The sequence below is a fragment of the Exiguobacterium sp. s26 genome (assembly GCF_018618235.1).
GTDB lineage: Bacteria > Bacillota > Bacilli > Exiguobacteriales > Exiguobacteriaceae > Exiguobacterium > Exiguobacterium chiriqhucha.
In genome coordinates this window covers 1-17,851 of sequence record NZ_JACSLS010000003.1, presented here as the reverse complement: position 1 = coordinate 17,851, position 17,851 = coordinate 1, and the positions used below count along the sequence as shown (strand labels likewise).

Annotated in this window: 16 protein-coding genes; 3 read left to right on the top strand and 13 right to left on the bottom strand. The window is 53.9% G+C overall.

The window, feature by feature from the left end; all coding sequences use genetic code 11:
* Nucleotides 1–10: 10 nt before the first annotated feature.
* The 7 genes from KNP82_RS04830 to KNP82_RS04800 form a co-directional block, all read right to left on the bottom strand.
* Entirely contained in the window at nt 11–2,143 is a 2,133-nt protein-coding gene (locus KNP82_RS04830) for a ComEC/Rec2 family competence protein (RefSeq protein WP_214798494.1), read from the bottom strand.
* 1 nt (nt 2,144) lies between these two features.
* A complete protein-coding gene (locus KNP82_RS04825) occupies nt 2,145–2,714 on the bottom strand; it encodes a helix-hairpin-helix domain-containing protein (RefSeq protein WP_021065657.1) in 570 nt (189 codons plus the stop codon).
* A 155-nt stretch (nt 2,715–2,869) separates the two neighbouring features.
* Complete coding sequence (locus tag KNP82_RS04820; RefSeq protein ID WP_131471289.1) at nt 2,870–4,513, bottom strand: methyl-accepting chemotaxis protein; 1,644 nt, start codon at nt 4,511–4,513, stop codon at nt 2,870–2,872.
* Nucleotides 4,510–5,481, bottom strand: a complete 972-nt coding sequence (locus tag KNP82_RS04815) for a BMP family lipoprotein (protein WP_021065655.1) — start codon at nt 5,479–5,481, stop codon at nt 4,510–4,512. Before KNP82_RS04815 ends, KNP82_RS04820 begins: the two co-directional genes overlap by 4 nt.
* A 142-nt stretch (nt 5,482–5,623) precedes the next feature.
* Nucleotides 5,624–7,138: a flotillin lipid rafts scaffold protein FloT gene (locus tag KNP82_RS04810; RefSeq protein WP_021065654.1), complete on the bottom strand. Its 1,515-nt coding sequence runs from the start codon at nt 7,136–7,138 to the stop codon at nt 5,624–5,626.
* A gap of 3 nt (nt 7,139–7,141) precedes the next feature.
* Entirely contained in the window at nt 7,142–7,663 is a 522-nt protein-coding gene (locus tag KNP82_RS04805; protein WP_021065653.1) for an NfeD family membrane protein, read from the bottom strand.
* The gene (locus tag KNP82_RS04800) at nt 7,663–8,064 is read right to left on the bottom strand and encodes a hypothetical protein (RefSeq protein ID WP_214827243.1); all 402 of its coding nucleotides are present in this window, start codon (nt 8,062–8,064) and stop codon (nt 7,663–7,665) included. The genes KNP82_RS04805 and KNP82_RS04800 overlap by 1 nt, the downstream gene beginning before the upstream one ends.
* A gap of 123 nt (nt 8,065–8,187) precedes the next feature.
* Here KNP82_RS04800 and rnhC point away from each other — a divergent pair, with 123 nt between their 5' ends.
* The 3 genes from rnhC (at nt 8,188) to KNP82_RS04785 (ending at nt 11,334) form a co-directional block, all read left to right on the top strand.
* Nucleotides 8,188–9,099, top strand: coding sequence for a ribonuclease HIII (gene rnhC, locus KNP82_RS04795; RefSeq protein ID WP_021065651.1), 912 nt, complete (start codon nt 8,188–8,190; stop codon nt 9,097–9,099).
* A gap of 72 nt (nt 9,100–9,171) precedes the next feature.
* Nucleotides 9,172–9,984, top strand: coding sequence for an alpha/beta fold hydrolase (locus tag KNP82_RS04790; RefSeq protein ID WP_021065650.1), 813 nt, complete (start codon nt 9,172–9,174; stop codon nt 9,982–9,984).
* Between the two features lie 327 nt (nt 9,985–10,311).
* A complete protein-coding gene (locus tag KNP82_RS04785; protein ID WP_034796886.1) occupies nt 10,312–11,334 on the top strand; it encodes a PTS sugar transporter subunit IIC in 1,023 nt (340 codons plus the stop codon).
* A 41-nt stretch (nt 11,335–11,375) separates the two neighbouring features.
* Here KNP82_RS04785 and pheT read toward each other — a convergent pair whose 3' ends face one another.
* The 6 genes from pheT to KNP82_RS04755 all read right to left on the bottom strand — a co-directional run bounded on the left by pheT (nt 11,376) and on the right by KNP82_RS04755 (nt 17,699).
* Complete coding sequence (gene pheT / locus KNP82_RS04780) at nt 11,376–13,751, bottom strand: phenylalanine--tRNA ligase subunit beta (protein WP_214827242.1); 2,376 nt, start codon at nt 13,749–13,751, stop codon at nt 11,376–11,378.
* Nucleotides 13,752–13,763: 12 nt separating this feature from the next.
* Nucleotides 13,764–14,786, bottom strand: coding sequence for a phenylalanine--tRNA ligase subunit alpha (gene pheS, locus KNP82_RS04775; protein ID WP_058763978.1), 1,023 nt, complete (start codon nt 14,784–14,786; stop codon nt 13,764–13,766).
* A gap of 301 nt (nt 14,787–15,087) precedes the next feature.
* Entirely contained in the window at nt 15,088–15,834 is a 747-nt protein-coding gene (locus KNP82_RS04770) for a TrmH family RNA methyltransferase (RefSeq protein WP_214756534.1), read from the bottom strand.
* A gap of 1 nt (nt 15,835) precedes the next feature.
* A complete protein-coding gene (locus KNP82_RS04765; protein ID WP_021065645.1) occupies nt 15,836–16,915 on the bottom strand; it encodes a M42 family metallopeptidase in 1,080 nt (359 codons plus the stop codon).
* Nucleotides 16,916–16,938: 23 nt separating this feature from the next.
* The gene (locus tag KNP82_RS04760; RefSeq protein ID WP_029595195.1) at nt 16,939–17,421 is read right to left on the bottom strand and encodes a dUTP diphosphatase; all 483 of its coding nucleotides are present in this window, start codon (nt 17,419–17,421) and stop codon (nt 16,939–16,941) included.
* A 23-nt stretch (nt 17,422–17,444) separates the two neighbouring features.
* Complete coding sequence (locus KNP82_RS04755; RefSeq protein ID WP_021065643.1) at nt 17,445–17,699, bottom strand: hypothetical protein; 255 nt, start codon at nt 17,697–17,699, stop codon at nt 17,445–17,447.
* Nucleotides 17,700–17,851: the final 152 nt, after the last annotated feature.

Here is a 17,851-nt window from a genome sequence, read left to right as displayed (position 1 = left end):
TCATAGTTTTTCATGGCGGTACTGCCTTCGTCACAATCCCGCGACACCGATTTCGTTCACAGACGACCATCCCGTCCTCGTCCGTCCGTAATACCCACTTTCCCTCGAGACGTTGCAGCGTGTCAAGATGCGGATGTCCGTAACGATTGTTCCTTCCGACACTGATGATGACCCATTCCGGATTGATTCGGTTCAACAGCGCCTCACTCGACGATGTGTTCGACCCATGATGCCCTAATTTGAACACATCGACGTCAACGGTCGGAATCATCTCTTCCCGCGTGTCCGGCAAATCCCCAGTCAATAAATACGTGAGCGCCCCGACCTGCATGAACAGCGACACCGAGTTCGCATTCTCGTCCTCGCCCGCCTCTCCCGGTGCGACGACCCACATCCATGGATACGGCCTATCCCCGCTCGACAGGAGCCTGACCGGGACTTGATAGGTCTCCAGCTCGGCCAGTAACTCGTCTCGTTTGCCTTGATCCGCTACTTCCGCCGAGAGCCACACCTCATCGACTTCGATGGACGAGAGCAAACCTGACAGTCCGCCGACGTGATCATGATCGGCATGGGTAAGCAATAAGAAGTCGAGGCGCGTCTCCCCTCGCTTCCATATGTACGGGGCGACGACGTCCGCTCCCGGGTCATAGGTGGACCGTTTCGATTCTTTCGGGTCTTGAAACACTCCGCCGACATCGATGACTCCCGTGACCTCGCCGTACTCGACGACGACGGCATCGCCTTGTCCGACGTCTAAAAACGTGACGCGCGGCTCTTCGACCCATTCAAGGACGCCATGCATGAGCAAGAGCGCAATCACGGCAAGCCCCCAACCGCTCCATCGTTTCCACTCAAGGAGCATCAATCCGCCCCACAGGACGACAGCGAGGCCAAGAGCGTGCCAAAACGTAAACTCATGCAGCGGAAGCCAAGGCCGCCAATCGTGATGCAGGGCGAACGTCCCATTCAGGCCATCGAGGATCGGATGCAGGAGCTTTTCAGCGGTCGGCACGATATACGCGAACAGGGCGAGCGGAATGACGATCCAGGAAATTAAGAAAGCGCCGACGACGTTATACACGGGTGCCAACACCGATATAATCGGTTGAACGGGCCATAACAAGATGAGCCCGAACCATTGAGCATATACGGCCAGCCCGAACGGTCCTGTCCAAATCGGGCGAGTCACGAGCAAGAACAACGTCATCGCAACCGTCAACTGAAACCCTAAATTCCATAGCAAGTACGGTTGCAAGGCGAGCAAGAACGCCGCGCACCAACTGAGCAACCGAATCGGGTCGCGGACACGGTAACCGAACAGTGACAACACAAGCAACACATCGGCGACGAGCACGGCCCGCGCCACTGGCGGCGAAAACCCGGTCAACCATCCGAACAACGTGACCACAACGAGAATCAACATTGTCTTCGTCTCTCGTCGGAGCGGCAACGGCCGCGTCGTCCAACGCAATCCGAGCACGAGGAGCGCGATATGTGACCCGGAGATGACGAGCAGATGGAGCAGACCGGTCACCCGGTAAGAAAACGAGGTATTCTCATCGAGCAACCGACTCTCCCCGAACAATAACGCCTCCATATAAAGCGCCACATCCGGCCGATACGTCGTCTCGATTCTTGCGAGCTGTCGTTCCTTCCAACGGAGCATCCGTCCACTCATGCCGTCACTCGGACGACACGCCTCGATGGCGACGTCACTCCCTTTAAACGCAAGTCCGGCCCCGTACGCCCAAGCCGCCTCGTCGAACCCACCCGTATTGCGCAACGGTGCGAACGGGGTCTGCTTGAACGTGACGAGGCACGTCTCTCCGGGACGACCGAGCGAGAGGTCACGACCGGTCAACACACCTTCCCTTCCGTCGATTTGTCCATACAGCCGCCCCGATTGGCCATTGTCCCGCCGGCTCTCGATGGCGAACAGATAGGGTCCGTCCACAGGCAACGGCTCGGCGTCAGGACGCACGAACACGAACAGGACGAGCAGGACGGCACCAATGTGCGCATAGACGGATTGACCACGCCAAGTGAAGGCGATGGCGACAGACAACAGGAGGCAGAGGGCGACTGATCCGTGTATCCCGGCAATGAATAGGCTGATTGGCAACAATGGATATAGTGGCATGTCATGGAACCAAGAGATAACCTTCCATGCTTTCTAACGTCTTCTCCCCGAACCCTTTGACGTTGCCGATCTCTTCATATGACTTGAACGGCCCATGCTGTTTCAAATGATTGAGAATCGCCTCGGCTTTGGCCGGACCGATGCCCGGTACTGTCATCAATTCGTCCTTCGTCGCACTGTTAACATGGACCCCGTTCGTCCCCCCGCCCGCTTCTTCAGCGGCAGGCACAACGACCGTCTCCCCTTTTTTCGGGACGCTCACTTTCGTCCCATCGACGAGCAATTGGGCCAAATTCAATTGTTCGGGATCAGCCTCGGCCGTCAAGACGGCGAGAGACAACACATCCCCAACACGGGCCCCTTGCGGCATCGTATACATATCGGGCGCCTCGACAGCCCCGGTCACATAGACGACGATTTCGGTCGGGACGCTCGGCTCGATTTCCGGCTCGGGTGTCGCCACGAACTGTTCGACCATCGGCGTCTCCGGTTCTTTCGAGTAAAACATATAGCCCACCCCAATGAATAATCCGACGAGCAGCACGACGACATACCGTCTCCACTTTTCCATACGTCTCCTCCTCGCGTGAGTCTTCCCTCTAGTATGAGCAAATAGACATCGGTGCGCCCGTTCCGCCTTTGACGTTTCTGATGCGCTTATGACCCTGATAGGCGTGTGTCGCATCCGCTTCGAGACGACAAAAAAGAGACAAGCCGAAACTTGTCTCAGTGCTCTTCAAAATGTTGGACTTGGCTCGCGAGTGCGGCGGCCTGCCCTTCTAACTCCTGCATCAAGGCGAAAATTTGATCGAAGCTCGCTTGTTGCTCTTTCATCGAGGCCGCGACTTCTTCATTGCCCGCCGCGAGTTCCTCGGTCACGCCGCTCACTTCCTCGACCCGTTTCAAGACGTTCGTGACTTCCGTGCTCGATGCGACCATCTCGCGCTCGATCGTCCCGACGAACGAGGCGACGTGATCGGTCCGGTCATGGATTCGACTGAACGCCTGCTTCGTCAATCCGAACGCCTCGAGCTGTGCCGTCTGCTCACGACTCGACTCTTCGACCATATCCGTCAAGCGGGCGACCTCATCGCGAATCGTCTGGACGACTCCGAAAATCGAACGTGTCGCCACGTTACTTTCTTCAGCCAGCTTCTTGACTTCGCTGGCGACGACTGCAAACCCTCGTCCGGCCTCCCCAGCCCGTGCAGCCTCGATGGCGGCGTTCAAGGCGAGCAGGTTCGTTTGGGCGGCGACGTCTTCCACGAGTTTTGCCATTTTTTCAATCTCTTCGGTCTTCCGGGCGAAGTCATCCATCCGATTGACGAGTGATGCGTTGCGCGCGCTCGAGCGCTCTAGAATCTCTTCCTGGTCCGTCAGCGTCTCGATACCGGCCGCGACTTCACGAGTCATCTCGGTCGTCTGTTCAGTCGTCTGCTTCGTCTGGTTCAAACTCGTCTCGAACGAGGTCGCCATGATGCCGACCGATTCGAGCGTCTCTTGCAGTTCCGTTGCAATCGACTGTGCCCCGTTCGCCATCTCATCGACTGCATTCGTGATGTTCGACGTCGTGCTGACCACGGCCTCGTTCTCGGCGGCCGCTGTCTCCGTCATATCGTTCACTTTCATCGAAGTGACGCGAATGGACCCGATGACCGTCTGGAGCGACATCGTCATCTCTTGCATGGCCCGCTCTAACCGTCCGATTTCATCACGGCGCGTCGAATCCGGCAACGTGATTAACCGGCCGGCCGCGATTGCTTCCGCCGCCTCAACGTTTCGCTCGAGCGGATGGGTGATCGAGCGGGCGAAGAAGAAGTTATAGACACTGAGTGCGCCGATGACGAAGACCGTCAACAATACCGATACGAGCAGGAGACGTTTCGTCTCGCTCGCCGCCTCGGCCTGTAGCGCCTCATAGAACGTACCATTTTTCAAGAGGAGTGTGTTCACATCGTTCAATACTCCTTCGAGTTTGGCGGCTTGAATCCGGGCCGCAATTCCGCCGGCCTCGGCCGTCTCCACTTCAGCTTCAATCCGTTCATACTTCGTTGTCGCCCGTTCAAGGTGCGTCGCGAACTCTGGAATCAGATATGTCTGTTCGAGCATCGCAAACGTTTCTCCGTTCGTCGCCCGGATGCGCTCGAGTTGCGTCAGCGTCGATTGACTCATCTGCTCGCCGAGCGATGTCCAAAGTGACTGTTCTTGCAAGAGCGACGTCTCGAGCTGTGACAGCTCGATCATTTGCGTCCCATACTGTTCATTGTACGTCTGCAGACGATTGAGTGTCGTCAAAACGTAACTCATCATCAACACAATCAACAAGACCGTGAACACGGTCGAAAAGATAAACCGTTTCCGTAAACTCATTTCAGCGTCCCCTCCATCAACTGTTTCTGAAACGCCTCAAACTGTTTTGTCTCTTCGTCATCCCACTGGACACGACGAAGAGCGGCCAAACCGACACCGTTTTGATCGATTCCGAGTTCGACGTGGGTATTGAACGCCTCGTTCTCGAGTCGATTCGCGATTTCAACGATGGCCAAATCAACTTGTTTCAACATCGACGTGATGACCGCGTCCGGTGCAATCATCGATTGATCACTGTCGACCCCGATGGCCTTCACACCGTTCCGCTCAGCCGCCTCTAGAACTCCGACCCCTGTCAGTCCTGCAGCGGCGTATAACACGTCCGCTCCGGCTTCAATCTGTTTCTCTGCCAATTCGCGCCCGATTTCAGGTGATGCAAAATCGTTCGCATAGTCGACGAGCATCGTCACGTCATCGTTGACACTTTTCGCTCCGAGTTCGAAGCCAGTCCCAAACTTTTGAATCAGTTCGTTGTCGACGCCCCCGATAAATCCGATTTTGTTCGATTCCGTCTCGAGCCCCGCGACTGCACCGGCTAGCGCACTTCCTTCCGTCTCTTTGAACGTCACGGACATGACGTTCGGTAATGTCGATACGGCATCGATCAACGCGAACTGTTGCTCCGGATGTTCGGCCGCTACCGCTTCCAAGTCCTCTTGACAAGCGAACCCGAGCCCGATGATGACGTCATGTCCGTCGGCGACGAGCTGTTCGAACCCGGCCTTGTACGTTTCCGTCTCATCCAACTCGCGGTAATCGACGAACCATTCCCCCGTCTCACGGAGTTGTCCCATGCCGCGCATCGCCGCATCGCTGAATGACTGGTCCCCGAGACCAACATCAGACAACACAACGCCCATCGATTGACGGGTTTCAACGGTTGCTTCCGGTTGGTCAATCACAGACTGACAACCTGGTAACCAAGTCACACATGCGGCCAACAAGCCGATGATGAGTGATTTCTTCATAATCGCTACTTCCTCTCTCTAATGGTCTGACATCTCACTTATCGTCAGAAACCGATCGAGTTTGAAGCCTTTTGTTTCAAATTTAGGGGAATTTGAGTAAAACAAAAAAGCCACAGACGATGACTTGTCTGTGGCTCCCTACTTATTCTTCCGTCGCGGCGAACGTTGACTCGCTCAACTCGCGATTCGCACTCGGCTGAACGTTGCCTTTTCCAGCAAAGTTGTCGAGTAAATCTTTCATATCGATTCCTGACGACGCTTTGAGCGTCTGTTGCAGCGATGCCATCAAGTCGGTGGCGTAACCCGTGACTTTGCCGGCTCCGCCGTCTTTGCCGCTGCCCGTATCGACGACCGTAATCTTGTCGATATTGCCAAGCGGTGCTGCGATTTGTTTCGCATAATCCGGAAGCATCTTGACGACCATGTCGAGGATGGCGGCTTGACCATACTGCTCGAACGCTTCGGCAATCTTTTGTTTCGCTTCGGCTTCGGCGAGACCCGTCAAGCGGATAATGTCAGCTTCGGCTTCCCCTTTGGCCCGTTCCGAATCGGCCTCGGCCACACCGGCGAGGCGGACCCGTTCGGCGTCGGCTTTCGCTTCCGCTTCGATGCGGTACTTCTCAGCGTCGGCTGCGGCGATTTGACGTGCCTTGTCGGCTTCGGCTGACTGCTCGATCGCATAGCGGTCGGCGTCGGCTTTCTTCTTCACTTCAGAATCGTACTGTTTCTCACGACGCATGATTTCTTTCTCTTCGAGCTCGATTTGCTTTTGACGTTCGATGATTTGGACCTGCATCTGTTGCTCGGTGACTTCTTGCTTCGCTTTCGCTTCTTCGAGCTCATACGCTTGGTCGGCGCGGGCCTTGGCGACGTCTTGTTCACGGCGATACGCCGCGATACGAAGCTGGTTCTCTTTCTCGGCTTCCGCGATTTCTGAAGCACGTTCAAGTTCCGCTTTCTTCGCGTCCTTCATCGCTTCTGCTTGTTTGATGCGCGTCTCTTTGTCCGCTTCGGCCGTGGCGATATCGGCATCTCGCTTCACTTGCGCGATTCGTGGCTTCCCGAGCGATTCAAGATAGCCGTTCTTGTCACGAACATCTTTGATGGTGAACGAGACGATAACGAGACCCATCTTGGCCAAGTCTTGTGAGGCGACGCGTTGCACTTCTTGCGAGAACTTATCACGGTTCTTATAAATCTCTTCAACTGTCATTGAACCGAGGATTGAACGGAGGTGACCTTCGAGCACTTCTTTCGCCTCGTTCTCGCGTTCGATTTTCGGTTTGCCGAGGAATTGTTCGGCCGCCGTGGCAATCTCACTGATTGAGCCGCCGATTTTGATGATGGCCGTCCCGTCCGCCATGACCGGTACACCTTGCTCGGTATACACTTCCGGCGTCGTCACCTCGAGCTTGCTCGAGAGAAGACTGAGTGGTTCTGCCTGCTGGAACACCGGCAAGACGAACGTTCCGCCCCCACGGATAATCTTCACGCGGTTGCCTGACGCGTCGCTATGGACGTTCTTTTTCCCTAAGTAGCTGCCGGTAACGATGAGCGCCTCATCTGGTCCGACCGTGCGATACTTCAACACGAAGACGAAAATTAAGGCGAGCAAAATTACTCCGACGATAATACTGGCTAAAATAGCTGTGTTCATACGTTAAAACTCCTTTCGGATTGTCGGTTCGTCATACTCCATGACGACCGCAATGTTTCGTTCGACTTCGATGATGACGACGCGTTGTGTCGTATCGATGGCTTTTCCGTCGACACTCTTGGCCGTTTTTAGTACGGATCCCGTTACCGATTCGACGAGCACTTCGCCAAACCCACCTTCTGGGACCGGGACCGTCAATCGACCAATCAGGCCGACGAGGGATTCATCGGTCATTCCGATCGATTCTTCCGCGTTCGATAGCGGCAAGAGGACAAATAAGTACAGGAGCGTCGTGAGCGCGAATGAACCGACGAGGGCGACGGCAAGCCCTATCATCGGCGACACGTGGGCAAGCGCATTTAAAATCAATCCGATTCCCGCACCGAGCGCTAAAAAGGATAAGATGACGGCGGGATTGAACCAACCATCAAATACATCGAACGCATCTGAAAAAATCATGTACACGAATGTACCGAGACCCGCGATGATGAGTACCCACCAATACAGCTGATCTAACGATTCCATTACCACTCCTCCTCGGCGCGACGCTGTCGTTCGTACGAAAGGACGCGGCGCAAATGTTCGACTTCGAGCGCGAGCGCCTGTTCAATCGTGTCCCACTCTGCCAACGGTCGGGTCGGTTGATTGACCGACTGTCGGACCCGTCCTAACGTCTGCTCGAGACGTAAGCGATCATAGCGGTCGACCGCCTCCATCCGTTCTTGTCGCAGAAGTGACAAATAGTGATCGACTTCCGCTTGTAACGCAATGATTTGCTCGGTCGCCGTTTCCGACGATTCCTGCATGAGCAAGCGACGCACCCTGACTTGATGGGCGATCAGTTTTGCAATCCGAGCTTCTAGCTCGAGAATATGTTTATAGAGAGATTCTGCCTCATCTTCATCCGTGTCATCGCGCCACCACATCTCCGACTCACCTCGCTTCTTTCTTTACTCACTTGTCTATACGTTTAGAGCGAAACTTTGGTTTCAAAATAACTAAAAAAAATGTAAGATTGATTTGCTAGCGTTAGAAAGGAAGTGCTCACATTGGGCAATCAAGTCATTAAATTATCAGCTACCGCCCAGGAGGAACTCATCGCGAGTTATCGGGCCCATTCAGTCAATCCTCCGCCACACGCACGATTCAGTGCCAAAACACCTCAGTGTGTGATTACGGTCTATAATTCGGGTAAAGTCATGTTCCAGGGACGTGATGCCGACACGGAAGCCGCCAAATGGGGAACGAGCATTAAAAAAGAACCGAGCGTTCCGAAAAATGTTCTGCCGGAAGGCTTTTCGGACTGGTCTGTCATCGGGAGCGACGAAGTCGGAAAAGGTGATTATTTCGGACCGCTCGTCGTCGTCGCCGCCTACGTGCCAAAAGAGAAAATCGCTCTCGTCAAAGAGCTCGGGGTCAAAGACTCCAAACTGCTGTCGGACACAGAGATCGTCCGAATCGCCAAAGACTTGCACGTCACCATCACCTATCAGAAGGCGACGTTGCACAATCCGGCGTATAATAAAATGCAACGGACGATGACGCAAGGCAAAATGACGGCCGTCGCCCATAACGCCGCCTTGTCGGCCTTATTACAGAAGCTCGATGCGACACCGGACGCCATTTTAATCGATCAGTTCGCTGAAAAGAACATCTACTATAACCACCTTCGGTCCGAAAAAGCAGTCGTCAAAGACGACGTCTATTTCTCGACGAAAGCGGAAGGACTGCATGTCGCCGTGGCCGCCGCCTCGATTCTCGCTCGCGCCTTGTTCTTAAAAGAAATGGACAAGTTAAGTGCGACACTCGGGGTCACGTTACCGAAAGGCGCCGGCGCCAAAGTCGACCAAGTCGCGGCCGATTTGATTCTTCGTTATGGTCAATCCCGTTTGAACGAGGTCGCGAAAGTTCACTTCGCCAACACGAAAAAAGCAATCCGGTTGAGCGAGTTGAAACGATAGTCCTACATTTGTAGATATGGTATATTATTTTTAGGGTTTAATGAACTTAAAAATTTTTGGAGGATAGCGTTCATGTTGCATTATAAAACGTACACATTAAGCGACGACCATCCTTGGGTCATCTTCATCCATGGCGCGGGTGGAAGTCTGTCGCATTGGTATCGTCAAATTCGGCCGTTCAAAAAGAAATATAACGTGCTCCTGCTCGACCTACGCGGACATGGCGGCTCTTACAACGCAGAACAGTCGTTGAATCAACCGCTGAACGCGTATACGCTCGATGTCGTTGTCGAAGACGTCGTCGAGGTCATGGACCACTTACAGATTGAAAAAGGCCACATGGTCGGCCTATCGCTCGGGACGATTGTCATTCAAGCGATGTTCGAGCACCATCCGGAACGAATCGCTTCAGTCGTGCTCGGCGGGGCCATCGTCAAGTTCAACGTCCGCTCGACGTTGTTGATTCGCCTCGGTAGTCTCGTACAGAGCTTCGTGCCGTACATGTGGCTATATCAGCTGTTCGCGTGGATTTTATTACCGAAGAAGCGTCATAAGAAATCACGCATGATGTTCGTCCGCGATGCGGCCAACCTGTGTCAACGCGAGTTCATCCGCTGGTTCAAGATGACCGAGAATATGAATCCGTTGCTTCGTCATTTCTCTTCGATTGAGACGAACGTACCGATTCTCTATATTATGGGTGACGAGGACTACATGTTCCTCGAAGCCGTCGAACGGACTGCGAAACATCAGCCGACGGCTCGTGTCCAAGTCGTCACTGACTCGGGCCATGTCGTCAATGTCGACCAACCCGATCATTTCAATTCAATCTCGATGGCATTCATCGATCAACAAGTTGGCTCACTTGCAGCCAGCACGTCTTAATACGAGACGATCCTTCATTGGGTCGTCTTTCTTTTTGAGCGGTTTTCAATTTTTTTCAAATTAATTTTCAGAAAATATTGATTATTGAAAAATATCGTGTTACTCTTAGACAAATCTTAACAAACGGAGGAGCTGGCAATGATGAAAACCCATGCGCAACACGGCCTACTGATTATTATTCGACTGAGGGACTGAAAATCGACTCGATGACCGAGACGAATTTTTGGGCCCTTGTTTCGATGGTTTCGGACGAGGCGCTCATGGTATGACCGACGCGCCTATCCCATCCGGATAGGTTTTTTTATTGGATTGACACACATAGAGGAGATGATGGAAGTGAAACAGTACGCAATGGACCGAATGATCAAAATATCAGCAGGAATGGCAAGCGCCGTCCTCGTCACGCTCGGGGTTGGACTTTTAATTGAAACGATTGGGAAGATGGCCGGCATCGAGACACTCGTCTTGATCGGGCAAGTCGCGAAATCATTGCTCGCCCCGGCACTCGGTGCCGGTGTCGCTTATCAGCTCGGCGGCAATACGCTCATTTTGTTCAGCTCGATGATTGCGGCAACCGTTGGTGGTGCGGCGCTCCAAGCGACCGAGAGCGGGCTCGTCCTCGTGCCCGGTCAACCGATCAGCGCCTTGATTGCAGCAGCGGCTGCGGTCTGGTTAGGCAAACGTGTCCTCGGGAAAACGAAATTTGATATGATGGTCGTCCCGGTCACGGCTGTCCTTGGAGGCGGCATCGTCGGAGTCGGCGCAGCAGCCGTCACGACACCGCTCATCAACTCAATCAGCGCCAGCATCACCGCTTCGGTCAATACGTCACCAATCGCGACATCACTCGTCATCGCGCTCGTATTTAGTGTCATGCTCATGTCACCTGCTTCGTCGGCCGCACTCGCCATCGCGCTTCAACTCGACCCGGTCGCCAGTGCCGCCGCGTTGATCGGATGTACGGCCCAGTTCGTCGGCTTCACGCTCATGGCATATCGTCAAACAGATCCAGGCGGTTTGGTCGCCTCGTTCTTCGTCACACCGAAAGTCCAGTTCCCGAACGTCGTCAAAAACCCTCGCGTCGTCATGCCGCCTTTCATCGCGGCGATGATCAGCGCGCCGATTGCGACGCTCGTCTTCTCACTCGAAGTCCCTTATGAAATCGCGGGACTCGGGCTCAACTCATTGATTGCGCCGCTCAACATCCTTGCCGCGCAAGGAATGGACGCGTTCCTCATCTTCGTTGGAACGGGAGTTGTCCTTCCGGCCGTCATCACGCTCGTCTTGTATAAAGTGACATGCCTCGTCGGTTGGACAAAGTTCGGCGACTTGGCTCTTGAAGTCCAGTAAACTCAAAAAAGGTGTCCACACGTGGTGGACACCTTTTTAGGTTATGCGCGAACTTCCGCACCGTGTGCCGCTTGAACGGCAGTGAGAATCGCTTCATACGACGCCGTCACTTCTTCATCTTGAAGGGTGCGGGTCGGATCTTGATACTTGAGCGAGAAGGCGATTGATTTCTCATCGTCCCCTACGTTCTCCCCGATGTAGACATCGAACAAGGCGAGGTCAATCAAGAGCGGTCCTGCCGCCTGTTTGATGGTCGCTTCGACTTGACCGGCCGGGATGTCCCGTTTCAACACGAGCGCCAAATCACGTGTGATGGATGGGAAACGTGGTACGTCTTCATAGATGAGCTCGGCTGACTGTTGCAACACGTCCAAGTCGAGTTCGAACACGTACACTTCTTTCAATCCATACACGTCTTTCGACACGCCTGGGTGGACTTGTCCGACGTAACCGATGACACGTCCGTCGATGAGCACGTTTGCGGTACGACCTGGGTGCATATCGGCAATCACGGCCGCTTCATACGTCGCTTCGACACGTAGCGCAGACAAGAGCGTCTCAACGGCTCCTTTGGCGACGAAATAGTCGACCGGGACACGCGTACCTTGTGAACGGTGATCGTACCAAAGTCCCGTCAATACGCCGGCGACGCGCTCCGTTTCACGTGGCAACGTCTCGCCTTGTTCAACATAGACGCGTCCTGTCTCATACAATCGCACGTTCGCTTGTTGACGCGACGTATTGTAACGAGCCGCCTCCAACAGACCTGGAATGATCGATGTCCGGAGTACCGAACGCTCTTCGCTCATCGGCATTGCCAAGTTCACTTGCGTCAAGTCGGCTCCACTGAAGCGTGAGGCGTTCCCGACGCTCGTGAGCGAGTACGTGATCGCTTGCGACAATCCTGCGCCTTGGAGGATGCGACGGACGCGACGGCGCAACACGTTTTCTTTCGGGAGGTACCCTTTCGAGTGTGACGCCGGAAGGCTCGACGGAAGACTGTCATAGCCATAGAGGCGTGCCACTTCTTCCGTGATGTCAGCCGGCAACTCCAAGTCAGGGCGACGCGACGGTACGTGGACCGTCAACGTCTCGTCCCCGGTCACATCGAGACCGAGACGTTCCAAGATGCGGACAATCGTCTCTTGCTCGAGGTCCATTCCGAGTCGATGGTTGATATAAGCGACCGAGACATCAATCGTCCGAGCCGCAGAGTCTTTGTCCCCAGCGATGACGATGTCGCTAATTGTGCCACCGCTCACTTCGACGATGAGTTCGGCCGCACGGTCAAGGGCCAATTGTAACCGTTCCGGGTCGACCCCTTTTTCAAAGCGGGCACTCGAATCCGAGCGTAAACCGAGCGTACGGCTCGTCTTACGGACCGATGCCGGTGCGAAGTAGGCCGACTCGAGGATGATACTCGACGTCGTCGCATCGACTTCGGTGTTCGCTCCACCCATGACGCCGGCGATGGCGACAGGCTGCTCGCCGTCCGTGATGACCATCATCGAGGCATCGAGCGTGCGCGTCACGTCATCGAGCGTGACGATTTCTTCCCCGTCATGTGCTTGACGAACAGCAATCGTCGTTCCGAGTTTCGCCGTATCGAACGCATGAAGCGGTTGACCGAGCTCGAGCATGACGTAGTTCGTCACATCGACGACGTTGTTGATTGGGCGGACGCCTTCTGCGATCAAAATATTTTTCAACCATTGTGGCGAGTCACCGATGACGACGCCATCGACACGGCGTGTCGCATAGTACGGACAGTTGTCTGTCTCGAGACGAACGCTGACCGTGTTCGCGACATCTGTCGTCACGTCGGCAGTCGGTAATGTGTATGGGCGCTCAAGGATGGCCGCGACTTCATGAATGATCCCGTAAAGGCTTAAGCAATCTGAACGGTTCGGTGTCAATCCGAGCTCAATCACTTCATCGTCGAGGTCTAACAGGCGGATGACGTCCGCACCGACTTCGACCGGTTCGCGGAACGTGTGAATGCCGTCCTGCTCGTCTTCGCGAATTTGTTTTTTCTCGAACCCGAGTTCCTCGAGCGAGCAAATCATCCCTTGCGACTCCACGCCACGCAGCTTCGCTTTTTTGATTTTAAGTCCTGGGAGACGAGCTCCGACCGTCGCCACGATGACGTGTTGACCGGCGGCGACGTTCGGCGCACCACAGACGATTTGAACCGGGCTGGCCGCACCGATATCGACCGTCGTCACGTTCAATTTGTCGGCCTCCGGATGCTTCTCGCAAGCGAGGACATGCCCGACAACGAGTCCCGACAAGCCTTCCGACCGGCTGACGACGCTTTCCACTTCAATCCCGTTTTTCGTGATTAAGTCACCGAGCGTTTGTCCGCTCAAATCGGATACGTCAATATATTGATTCAACCATTTTTTTGATAATAACATGTGTGATCCCCCTTAGAATTGCTCGATGAAGCGTAAGTCATTTGTATAGAAGTGACGGATATCGTCCACCCCATGTTTTAACATCGCCATCCGTTCGACACCGATTCCGAATGCGAATCCAGACATCTTCGTCGAATCATAGCCTGCCATCTCAAGCACGCGTGGATGCACCATCCCGCTACCAAGAATTTCAATCCAGCCTGTCTTCTTACAGACGTTACAGCCTTTGCCGCCACACTTGAAACAAGAGATGTCGACTTCGACCGACGGCTCTGTGAACGGGAAGAAGCTCGGACGGAGACGAATCTCACGCGTCTCACCGAACAACTGCTTGACGAACGATTCGAGCGTCCCTTTCAAATCGGCCATCGAGATATGCTCATCGATGACGAGCCCTTCGATTTGCATGAATTGATGCGAGTGCGTCGCGTCATCCTCATCGCGACGGTACACTTTACCCGGGCAGATAATGCGAATCGGTTTTCCTTCCGCTTGGAGCATCGTCCGTGCTTGAACAGGCGACGTATGCGTCCGGAGGAGCGTCTCGTCTGTCACATAGAACGAATCCTGCATATCGCGGGCCGGATGGTCTTTCGGGAGGTTGAGCATCTCGAAATTGTACAAATCCGTCTCGACTTCCGGACCTTCGGCAATCGTATAACCAAGACCGACGAACAAATCTTCCATCTCATCGACAATTTGTTGGAGCAAATGGGTATGACCTGGCAGTGACGTCCGACCTGGGAGCGTGACATCAATCGTTTCCGCCGCCAGTTTCGCTTCGAGCTCGACTGCCTTCACTTCCTCGATCCGTGCCTCTAACGTGTCTTGGATTGTCGTCCGGACCGTGTTGACGAGTTCGCCCACTGCAGGCCGCTCTTCAGGAGAGAGTTTCCCCATCCCGCGGAGCACCTCGGTCATCGGCCCCTTCTTCCCTAAATATTTGATGCGGACTTCGTTCAACTCTTTTTGCGAAGATGCCGCTTGAATCTCTTGCAACGCCTCTTGTTGTAATTGTTCCAACTGTTCTTTCATTCTTGGTTCCTCCTCTACAAAAAAAGTCCCTTCAGTCGATGACTGAAGGGACGAATAATCGCGGTACCACCCTACTTGGCCGAAATCGGCCCACTTGAGAGCATCGGTATCGGGATGCTACTTCGGTGTTGTCTCCAACACGACTCGAGAGTGAATTCAGCGCCGACCAAGGCATCGGCTCGCAGTCTCGGCCCATGCTCCCTGTACTCGTTCGGTAGTTCGCGTACTATGCTCTTTCAACGTCTATTCATTATTTTGTTCGATGTAATTAACCTATCACGATTCGTCAGTGCTGACAAGGTTATTGTAGCGCGATCCGATACATGAGAATACCGGCCGCGACGGCCGCGTTCAACGATTCGGCATCGCCGAGAACCGGGATATGGACACGGGTGTCACATAATTCGAGCACGTCTTGATGTACGCCTTGTGCCTCGTTGCCGATGACGAGCGCGACCTTCTCACTAAAATCGACTTGCTCGTACGATGTCGCTTTCGCGAGAGCCGTGCCGTAAATATGGAAGCCTTCGCTCTTCAATTCAGGCAACGTCTCAAGCAAATCGACCGAGCTCACGTTGACGTGGAACAAGGAACCTTGTGTCGCGCGCACGACTTTGGCATTGAACGGGTCGACCGTCCCTTTTCCGAGCAAAACCGTGTCGAAGCCGGCCGCGTCCGCTGTTCGAATCATCGTTCCGAGATTACCTGGGTCTTGGATTCGATCGAGGACGAGCACATGTTTCATCTTTCGTTCGACCGGGGCCATCTTGACGACAGCGAACACACCTTGCGTTTTCTCTGTCTCTGACAATAAGTCAGCCACATGGTCGGATAGTTCGAGGACAGGCATCTCATCAAGGCGCCATGATCCTTTCGGGGTATACGACTCCCCCATAATCAGTTGGACGAGACGTCCGGCACGGATGGCCTCGTCGACCAAATGCTCGCCTTCGACCAAAAATTGTCCGGACTCTTGTCTGCCTTTTTTCGTCATCAAACGCTTTAAGCGCTTAATCGTCTCACTTTTCGTAGACGTGATTTTCGTCATATTATCCCTCTTTCAACCATTGAACCGTTTCGTGGTCGAGTCGTTTCGTGAGCGCTACGACCAAATCGACGGCTGCTTCATAATCTGCTTTGTGAATGATTGAGACATTCGTATGCAAATAACGGACCGGTACCGTAAGTGCGACGGCCGGCATCCCGACACCTGCCAAATGGAAGCGGCCTGCGTCCGTTCCACCGCCCGGCGTCAAATCCAATTGGTACTTGATGTCGTTCTCTTTCGCCACTTCGACGATCAAATCGATGAGGCGCGGGTTCGTGATGGTCGTCGCATCGAAGAAGATGACTTGAACGCCTTCCCCGAGTTTCGACAATCCTTCTGCTGGTGTCATCCCTGGTGTATCTCCAGGAATACCCGTATCGACGGCGATGGCGACGTCCGGTTTGACCAAGTTGGCAGCCGTGACGGCACCGCGCAACCCGACTTCTTCTTGGACCGTCGCTCCAGTAAAGACAACACCCGGAACTTCGTCGTCTTTCAATCGTTTCGCCGCCTCGATGGCGATGGCACAACCGATTCGGTTATCCCACGCTTTGGCCATCAAGAAGTCTTCATTTTTCATGACCGTGAACTCACAGTGAGGGACGACCGTATCGCCCGGGCGAATGCCCCACTCCGCGACTTGATCTTTCGACGTCGCACCGATATCGAGGAACATGTCTTTAATCTCGACAGGTTTCTTGCGCGCCTCGAGCGGAAGCACGTGCGGCGGTTTCGCACCGATGACTCCAGGGATTTTTTCGCCTGAGCGTGTGACGACGTCCATGCGTTGCGCGAGCAATACTTGGTTCCACCAGCCACCGAGCGCTTGGAAACGTAAGAAGCCCCCTTCTTCGATTCGTGTCACCATGAAGCCGACTTCATCCATATGGCCGGCAATCATGACACGCGGTCCATCCGCGTTGCCCGTCACCCGTCCAAACAGACTGCCTAACCCGTCTTGTTCGAACGCTTCCACGTGAGGCTCCAAGTATTCGCGCATCAATGAGCGGACTTCGCCTTCATTTCCCGGGACACCGGTGGCATCCGTCAAGCGTTTCAGCATATGTAATGATTCGTTCATGGGACATCGCTCCTTCGTTTCGATTAGTAACCTTGATTTTGTCGCTCATGGTTCTTTTCATTTTTTGCCATATACGCCATCACCATCAACTCTTCGTTGATGCCGAGCGTATAGCCAAGTTCGAGATAAGCCGCCATCAGCGTCTCGTACATCGGTTCCGTCTTCGACAAACCAAAGTTCGTCACTTTGCGGAACACGTCTAAAAAAGCGTCAGTCGCATCAAGATACGAGCTACCTGCTGGGAACGAATCGCGTTCATACCCGAGGGCAAGACCGAGCGACAATAAGAAATGAATGCCGTCGACATACTCTTCTAAGATCACGTCTTGAGGCGACGGGCCCTTCGTTGACCAAAATTTAAAGCTACGGGTCTCATTGGCGAGTTCACCGAGTTCGACGAGCAAAGCGAGTAGCCGCTCATCAAATTGGTTCCCGGATAGTTGATGTTCTTCTTTGATCCGCTCATCTAATTCACGCTGCCGATCAAATAATGTTGTCCAGTTCACCGGTTGCTCCTCCTATTCTGCATTCAAAGCAGTACTAAAATCATTAAAGACCAGCCGACTGCCAAAATCAATACTTGTATTTGAACGCTTTTTGGGGCATGAACCGCCTTTTTCCGCGTCAAATGAAGCCCGAACAGAGCACCGATCGCACCGCCGGCATAAGCATATAAGACGTTAAAATCACCTTCGCCGAGCGTGTACCGTTTCGCCTGCAAATAGGTGTAGACGTTCAAGACGATGAGTGCCAACGCGACGATGGCCAAAACAGATGGATTCATAGTCCGCCCTCCTTATCTTAAGTTTAAGGAATTAATCAGAAAAAAGAAAGCGCCGAGATAAGGTGAACTGCTCCCCGTCAAGTAGACAGGGCAAATAATGAAAACCGGACTATGCGGCTTGAGACCTGTATTCTACAGGGCTCAAGCCGTTT